Origin of the sequence: Vibrio sp. 10N.222.52.C3 (assembly GCF_041474195.1) — a bacterium.
GTDB lineage: Bacteria > Pseudomonadota > Gammaproteobacteria > Enterobacterales > Vibrionaceae > Vibrio > Vibrio crassostreae_C.
Window position 1 is genome coordinate 20,353 of sequence record NZ_JBFRTQ010000056.1, and the last position, 6,730, is coordinate 27,082.

6 protein-coding genes and 1 pseudogene are annotated in these 6,730 nt (G+C 43.4%); 2 read left to right on the plus strand and 5 right to left on the minus strand.

Translation table 11 applies throughout. From position 1 onward, the window contains the following. Positions 1-205 precede the first annotated feature (205 nt). Entirely contained in the window at positions 206-2,104 is a 1,899-nt protein-coding gene (gene mrdA / locus AB4517_RS10165) for a penicillin-binding protein 2 (RefSeq protein ID WP_017060075.1), read from the plus strand. A gap of 145 nt (positions 2,105-2,249) precedes the next feature. On the opposite strand, the gene AB4517_RS10170 is transcribed toward mrdA, so the two are convergent. After that, the gene (locus AB4517_RS10170) at positions 2,250-2,870 is read right to left on the minus strand and encodes a DNA-J related domain-containing protein (protein ID WP_029235437.1); all 621 of its coding nucleotides are present in this window, start codon (positions 2,868-2,870) and stop codon (positions 2,250-2,252) included. A 309-nt stretch (positions 2,871-3,179) separates the two neighbouring features. Continuing rightward, entirely contained in the window at positions 3,180-4,019 is an 840-nt protein-coding gene (locus tag AB4517_RS10175; RefSeq protein ID WP_017060073.1) for an isopenicillin N synthase family oxygenase, read from the minus strand. A gap of 199 nt (positions 4,020-4,218) precedes the next feature. Between AB4517_RS10175 and AB4517_RS10180 the strand changes: the two genes are divergently transcribed. Beyond that, positions 4,219-4,827: a DUF2238 domain-containing protein gene (locus tag AB4517_RS10180; protein ID WP_017069655.1), complete on the plus strand. Its 609-nt coding sequence runs from the start codon at positions 4,219-4,221 to the stop codon at positions 4,825-4,827. Positions 4,828-4,951: 124 nt separating this feature from the next. Here the strand turns inward: AB4517_RS10180 and AB4517_RS10185 are convergent, their stop codons facing one another. The 3 genes and pseudogenes from AB4517_RS10185 to AB4517_RS10195 form a co-directional block, all read right to left on the minus strand. After that, on the minus strand, positions 4,952-5,203 hold the full coding sequence (locus AB4517_RS10185) for a hypothetical protein (RefSeq protein ID WP_017060071.1): 252 nt from the start codon (positions 5,201-5,203) through the stop codon (positions 4,952-4,954). Positions 5,204-5,224: 21 nt separating this feature from the next. Then, positions 5,225-6,130: a DMT family transporter gene (locus tag AB4517_RS10190; RefSeq protein WP_372148290.1), complete on the minus strand. Its 906-nt coding sequence runs from the start codon at positions 6,128-6,130 to the stop codon at positions 5,225-5,227. A gap of 48 nt (positions 6,131-6,178) precedes the next feature. Further along, positions 6,179-6,730: pseudogene (locus AB4517_RS10195) on the minus strand (SgrR family transcriptional regulator); the annotation flags it as partial.

Below are 6,730 nucleotides of genomic sequence, written 5' to 3' on the forward strand. Positions count from 1 at the left end.
CTTGAACTTTATAAATTCATAAAACCAATCTTTACATCAATTACTTATCATCTTTTGTAATGAGAAAATTAAAGGCACTGTTTACCGCCATCTAATGCTGTCGATCCCTCAAAACATGACATAGCTTTTACAAAACCCTAGTGATATTCAGATAAAGTCCCGACTCGACAAGTGTAACCAAATGTAACAGACCCTTGAGGCTTCAATGAATCATAAACGCGTTAAGATGCGTGACCATAAAATCGAAGTGAACCTATTCAAAAACCGCGTAATCGTCGCGTTTTGTGGGATCTTGATGTTCACTCTTGTCTTAGTCGGCAATCTATACCGACTTCAAGTTGAAAATTTTAAAAGCTATCAAACTCGTGCCGATGGCAACAGAATCAAAGTATTACCTATCGCCCCTACTCGTGGACTTATTTACGACCGTAACGGCGTGTTGCTTGCAGAGAACAAGCTTGTCTTTGATCTAACCATGATTCCTGAGCAAACCGATGATGTCGATGCAATGCTCACCAAGCTAGACAAATATGTCCCCCGTGATGCAGAGCAGATCGCTCGTTTCAAAAAACGCTATCACAACACCCGCCGTTTTAAATCTGTGACTATTCTAGAGAACTTAACGGAGGAAGAGATCGCCAAGTTCTCCGTGCACCAGTACCAGTTCCCCGGCTTATCTATCGATACCAGCTTAAAGCGTTTTTACCCGAATGGTGAGGTGCTTACCCATGTTCTTGGTTACGTGGCGCACATCAATGATAGCGATCTCAGAAAGCTTGAAGAACAAGGGATAGAAGCGAATTATCAAGCTACAACAATCATAGGAAAACTGGGTGTTGAACGTTATTACGAAGATATTCTGCACGGCACCAAAGGTTATCAAGAAGTCGAAGTAAACAGCCGTGGGCGAATAGTCCGAACCATTGAGTACGTGCCGCCAGTAGCTGGTAAAGATATCGTGTTAAATATTGACCTTGAGCTGCAAAAATACGTCTTTGAGCAACTTGATCACCGAACTGGAAGCGCGGTTATTCTCGATCCGAAAGACAACAGCGTGTTGGCGATGGCATCAAGCCCGAGTTACGACCCTAACCTATTTGTCGACGGCATTTCGAGTAAGAACTACCAACGTTTATTGAATGATCCGGCTCACCCGTTGGTTAACCGCACCACTCTAGGCGTTTATCCTCCTGCCTCAACCGTTAAACCATTTATGGCTGTGGCAGGACTGCAAGAACATGTCATCTCTGAAGATACCATCCGTAACGACCATGGCGTTTGGAGAATTCCTGGCTCTAAACGAAACTCTAAATCGTGGCGTGACTGGAAACGTTGGGGTCACGGACCTGTCGATGTCACTCAAGCCATTGAAGAGTCGGTAGATTCATTCTTCTATCAAACCGCTTTCGATTTGGGTATTGACCGAATTTCAAGTTGGATGAACCGATTTGGATTTGGTGAACCGACAGGCATTGATATCTATGAAGAAAGTACCGCCAACATGCCGACTCGAGAATGGAAGATGATGCGTTATCGCACCCCTTGGTATCAGGGTGACACAGTTCCGATTGGTATTGGCCAAGGTTATTGGACATCGACACCTATGCAACTTGCTAAAGCAACGTCAGTATTGGTTAATCATGGTAAGGTGATGCCACCTCATATCTTAAGAGCCACCTTAGATCATGGTGAAGATTTCAGTACACAACAACTTGTCGAACCGGAGCCAATGCCCTCAATCACCGAAGTACCGGATAGAATTTGGGATGTGCCAATCAATGCGATGCGACTCGTAAACCACGGTAATCGAGGCAGCGGCAGACGTGCATTTAAGGGAACTGAATACACGAGCGGCGGTAAATCAGGAACTGCACAAGTCTTTGATCTTGCGAAAGACCAGGTCTACAACTCGAAGAAACTCGCTAGACACTTGCTTGACCATGCGCTTTACACGGCTTTCGCACCGTATGAACACCCTGAATATGTCGCAACTGTGGTTATTGAACACGGTAACGGTGGCTCAAAAGTTGGTGCGCCTTATATCCGTAAAGTACTCGACTATGCCTTTGAACATAAAAGTGGTGAGAGCAAAGATCACTCCTAACACCAATAACTTAAGTCGCTACAGCACATAACGTAGTTACCCAAAACATAACGTAATAACGACAAAGCCCCACTTGTGTCACTCACAATGTGGGGCTTTCTGTTTTAGGGTTCTAAGCAATTAGACAGCTAAAAATGCCTGTCGATTATGAGCTTCTTAATACATGCCATGCTTCACAGAGCGTCTGAAATTTTGCGGTGTTGCCTTCGTCTCTGTCCGGATGCCATCTCAATGCCAGTTGTCGCCAACGTTTTCTAATTTCATGGTGTGTCGCGTCTAAAGGTAACTCAAACAGGTTCAATGCTCGACTTCGATCCATATCGAGTTCATCACCACCCACATACTTTCTATACCGAGTCCAAAATTCGTTCAACAGCCTTTTGACTTCACCTTCATCCGCTTCATAGTTAACCCAATTAATGTAGTATTCTCGAAGTGGGTCTTGATGATCGATGCTGTGACTGCTTCCGTGATAACGACCATTCATCAATTCGATGTCCATCGCTTGGACTTGGAGCCAACCATCTGGGTGTAAGGTTTCTTGAAGCTGATAAAGCGCATTCATGATAAGGAAGTTCTTTTTAAACAACTCTTTCTCAGGCACAGCATCCAACACTGGCACAAACCCAAGATCGTTCAGATGAGCTGCCAATGTGTGTACTTTCCATCCGCTTGGCTTTTGCTTAAGCACTTCCATTATCGGCCAAAGCAATGGGTTTTCCATATGGCAATGAAAGTTTGCTCTCACATCTTGATAATTCGACATAGTTGACTCAGTTAGCTTCTCTGAATTAATGGATTTCTAGAACTGTGGATACTATAAGTAACCTGTTTCGCATCCGTTGCGTATCTTCTTTAATTGAAAGCGATTTTCTAAGATTTGTCGAGCTTAAGGACAAACAACTTTCTAACGTTTGGCTTAAAGGCACCTTTTATCGTCAAAACTGAGTACCATTTCGTTGAATACAACCGTTAGTAATAAAGCCGCAATTCTTTGGTACGGATACAAAAAAGGTCAGCGACTTAGCTGACCTTTCACATCTATCCCAATTTTAGGGACGAAGCATTGAACTGACTAGATAACGCCAAGCTCTCTTAGACGTTCCATTAGGTATTCGTTTGCTGTGTACTTTTCAGATAGCACTACTTCTGGTTTCGGGTGAAGGAATAGAGGCAAAGAGATACGAGACTTCTCTTGGCGTTCACCTGATGGGTTGATTACACGGTGAGTTGTCGATGGGAAGTAACCACCAGATGCTTCTTGAAGCATGTCACCGATGTTGATGATCATGTTACCGAAGTCACATGGAACATCTAGCCACTCGTCATTTTGAGCTTTAACTTGAAGGCCCGGCTCGCTTGCAGCAGGAAGAACCGTCAGTAAGTTGATGTCTTCGTGTGCCGCAGCGCGGATTGCACCTGGCTCTTCATCACCTTGCATTGGTGGGTAGTGAAGAACACGAAGCAGAGTCTGTTCACTGCCGTTGATCATTTCTGATAACGCAATAGAGAATTTCTCTTGTACTTCTTTAGGAGCATGAGCTTCAACCCAACCTAGCAGCTCTTGAGCAAAAGCATTCGCACGTTGGTAGTAATCTAGAATCTGTTCTTTCAGCTGCTCAGGGATTTGACCCCATGGGTATACGTGAAAGTACTCTTTGATGTCTTTTACAGTGTGACCCTTAGCAACTTCAGACACTGAAGGTGGAAAATATCCATCTTGTGTTTCAACATTAAAGTGGAAGTTCTCTTTTTCTTCAGAGATGAAGAATTGGTACCAGTTTTCGTAAATTGACTCAACAAGCTCTTTCGGGATTGGGTGGTTCTTAAGAACACCAAAACCAGTTTCACGTAGAGAGCGAACAAATTGTTCTGCTGCGTCGTCAGCAAGGTAATCGACAGTTTCCAGTTTCATGACTTTCTTTCTTGTTATGTAGTAATAGAGCGATTTTAAGGATCGCTTTGTTGTAAATCAAACTTTTGTGAAACTCTCGCAACCGTTTGTCTAGATACTGGGCGATAACGCCGGTTTTCAACAAATATGGTGATTAGAGCACAATTGAACACTGTTCATTATTGTGTAACTATACATGAAACTAATACAGGATCTGATGATGACAATTACGCCACTTGCTCAAAATAGACCATTACTGTCATTGACGACGCTGTATCTGATTGTGTTTCTATTTTCAGCGTTTGCTCCTTCTTCAAGAGCGGTATGGATTGCCGAAATTGTCCCAGCGCTTGCGATATTGGTCGGTATCTGGTGGTTATCAACAAAGCTCACCTTCACTAAGACAGCCTACGTTTTGATGTTTATCTGGCTGATTTTGCATACGATAGGCGCGAAATATACCTTTGCGGAAGTGCCGTTTGATTGGTTCAATAACATGATAGGTTCAGAACGGAATAACTTTGACCGTGTCGCGCATTTCTCTATTGGCCTTTATGCTTACCCACTCGCTGAGTACTTGATTCGTAAAAAACTGGCTCAACCGGTACTGGCATGTTTCTTTGCGCTATTTGCGATCATGAGTGTGGCTGCAGGTTATGAAATTATCGAGTGGTGGTATGCGGAGATTGCAGGTGGTGATGAAGGTATCGCGTTCCTTGGCTCACAAGGTGATATTTGGGATGCACAGAAAGATATGCTGTGTGATACGACGGGCGCAATTGTTTCGCTATTACTTCTTAAGCTTCAAGGGCGTGTCAGAGCTTACTGAGCTCAATTCTTTACTCTGAGTATCAAAAGCAACGTTGAAATGCCACACACAAACTGTGCTGTGGCATTTTTAGTTTCAACATTATTTTCTCGTTTATAATGATTGGTCGTTTCATCGTGACGGGTTATTTCATCGTTACCTTGCCACCAACAAACTTGTAGGCTGGCGTACCTCGAACCAAAGTGTCTCGCGCAAATTCAATCCCGCATTCAGGGCACACACATGGTTTTGTCGTGAAATCTTCAACGATACGCTCCTTAAAACATTTCACGAGTGCACCTTTGCCACCTTTCCGATACTTAAAAAGCTGCGTTTTACATTTGGCACAGAAAATCTGAACCGTCTTGGTCGGTTGTTTCTTGTTTGGTTTAGCCATAGAAGTTAATGATTGAACTCTTTATTTCTTAAGTTTAGGGGCGACAAGAACCAAGCTTATCCCTAGAAGTATAACGGTTGATGAGACTATAAATTGCATGGTGACAAGTTCAGATAACAATAATACACCACCAAGTGTTGCGATAACTGGAACAGAAAGCTGTGCAATAGACGCCACCACCGTATTCAGTTTTTTCACTACGTAATACCACAAACTATAACCGATACCAGAAGCCACAGAGCCCGATATAATCGCGTAAATCAAACCTTTCTCAGTGATAGACACTTGCGTTAACGCATTAGGTATCAAAACTAATAAGCTCAATGCCACAAGGATAACTAGCGAACTGAATCCAAAGTTAGCGGTGGTCGATTGCAGTGCGTTTGACGATTTCTTTCCTGCCAATGTGTAAATGCCCCACCCAATTCCGGCCAGAGACATCAAGATGATAGAAACTAAGTCGGGTGCCTGTGCCGATTCCGTTGGCATTAACAAGTAAACAAGCCCTGCCACAGACAACAAACACCCGCACCACTCAATAAGTGACATTCTGTTGCCAGAAAGCAAGTGCGCGGCAATCATCGTAAATTGCACTGCGACAAACAACACCAGAGCACCAAGACCTGCGCCGAGCTCTAAGTAAGCAAACGAGAAACCAAACATATACACGAGCAGTGACAGTATTGACGTGAATTGAAACTGTGATTTTAACCTTGTGTATAGCGATGTGTTGTTTGTTAACACACGTCTAGCTTTAGATTGGGAAGACAAAGTTAATAAAATCAGAAGCGTAAGCGCACCAGATAAGATGCGAACGATCGAAAAGCTCAAAGGATCGATCGTTTGATCCATTAAGGCCCAGCGACACAAAACTGAATTCGCAGCAAATGCCACCAGCGTAATAAATGTAACCATCAGAGTTTGCATCGTTTTTCCTAAATGAGTTATTTGGTCCTAATTGAGTTTTCTTGGATTTCAATCAACGTCAGGCTTCACCCAAACTTGGCTAAAGTCGAACCAACCTAATGCATTACATTTCGCGTTTTGCAACGTACCACATTGATCTTTATTGACGCCTAACCAGCAATGGAACATCGGGAGCAATTGATTGCTTTGGACTAGTTGTTTACCTAACTGTCTTGCTGGGAATTGCTCGAATTCACCAGAACGCCAACGGTCAATCATGTGACACCATTGGTCGAAGTCTTCTGCCGGGCTAGATTCATCAAGAAAACTGTAGTCCATTAGCCAACCGGCTAAAGCGTCGTCTCTGTTATTAGCGATACCCATAGGGTTAATCCAAATATCGACATCATCAGCGTGTGGAGGATCGGTTTCGTAACCGTAAAGATCAACATCGACGTTGTATTGCTTCAGCATCGTGACAATCGCCTTGGCAAGCGTTGGAAACATTGGATGTTGGCATTGATACGCCAATCTTATCGTTGGTTTGGAATTTGCTGGTGGACAAACGGGCACTTTTAACTTTATGTCATACCAACCGGGTTTTATCCCATAAGCGTGTAA